The organism is Ruegeria sp. CDSA141 (assembly GCF_059612005.1).
The window spans coordinates 1-1394 of record NZ_JBXWPT010000053.1 but is presented as its reverse complement, the minus strand read 5'-3'; the positions used below and the strand labels follow the sequence as shown (position 1 = coordinate 1394).

Genomic DNA, 1394 nt, shown 5'->3' with positions numbered 1-1394 from the left:
CCGCTGACAAGTTGGTCAGGGGCATCAAGCGCAAGACGCGCAAACATTACTCGGCCGAAGAGAAGATCAGGATCGTCTTGGCAGGACTACGGGGCGAAGAGAGCATTGCTGCGTTGTGCCGCCGCGAGGGAATTGCAGAAAGCCTGTATTATTCCTGGTCAAAGGAATTCCTCGAAGCTGGGAAGCACCGCTTGGCCGGTGACACGACGCGACAGGCGACATCCCCCGAAGTCAAAGAACTGCGGTCGGAATCTGCCGCCTGAAGGAAGTGGTCGCCGAACTGACGCTGGAAAACCGTCTGCTCAAAAAAAGCATGATCGGGGATGGGGAGTTCGAAGAATGAGATACCCTGCCTCCGAAAAGCTTGAGATCATTCGCACGGTAGAGGCCTCGCATCTGCCGACGCGGCAAACCCTGAAGATGCTCGGTATCCCCAGCAGCACCTATTACGACTGGTATGCCCGGTGGAGCGACGGTGGCGTAGACGCCTTGGCGGATCGCTCACCACGGCCAGGGTCGATCTGGAACCGCATCCCAGACACGGTTCGCAACGATGTCGTCGATTTTGCCCTGGAGCACGAAGACCTGACACCGCGCGAACTGGCGGTCAAATACACCGACGAGAAGCAGTACTTCGTCTCTGAATCATCGGTCTACCGCATTCTCAGCGCTGAGGACCTGATCACCGCCCCGGCCCATGTTGTGATACGCGCGGCGGATGAGTTCCGGGACAAAACCAGCCGACCGAACGAGCTCTGGCAAACCGACTTCACCTATCTCAAGGTCATCGGCTGGGGCTGGTTCTATTTGTCGACGATCCTTGACGATTACAGCCGCTACATCATTGCCTGGAAGCTCTGCACCACGATGAAAGCTCAGGACGTGACCGACACGCTGGATCTGGCACTGCAGGCTTCAGGCTGCGATCAGGCAACCGTTGTGCACAAACCGAGGTTGCTCAGCGATAATGGCTCGTCCTACGTCGCCGCCGATCTGGCCGACTATCTCGATGACAAAGGCATGGATCATGTTCGCGGTGCGCCGCACCATCCGCAAACCCAAGGCAAAATCGAACGCTGGCACCAGACCATGAAGAACCGGGTTCTTTTGGAAAACTATTATCTGCCCGGCGATCTGGAGCGCCAAATCGATGCCTTCGTCGACCACTACAACAACCGTCGCTACCACGAGAGCTTGGATAACCTGACACCCGCCGATGTCTACTGCGGCCGAGGCGCGAAGATCCTAAAGATGAGAGAGGAGATCAAGAAACAGACAATCAGAAAACGCCGGTTGCAGCACCAATCCGCTGCCGCCTAAACTCAAACAGAAATCGAACCAGAGCCTCCGTTACGAAAACGCCTCAGCTCTCCGAAAAACTCTGAAGACGGACA

Annotated in this window: 1 pseudogene; it reads left to right on the top strand. The window is 56.6% G+C overall.

The features are described from left to right. Positions 1-11: 11 nt before the first annotated feature. A pseudogene (locus AC2FLP_RS22070) lies at positions 12-1320 on the top strand (IS3 family transposase). Positions 1321-1394 lie beyond the last annotated feature (74 nt).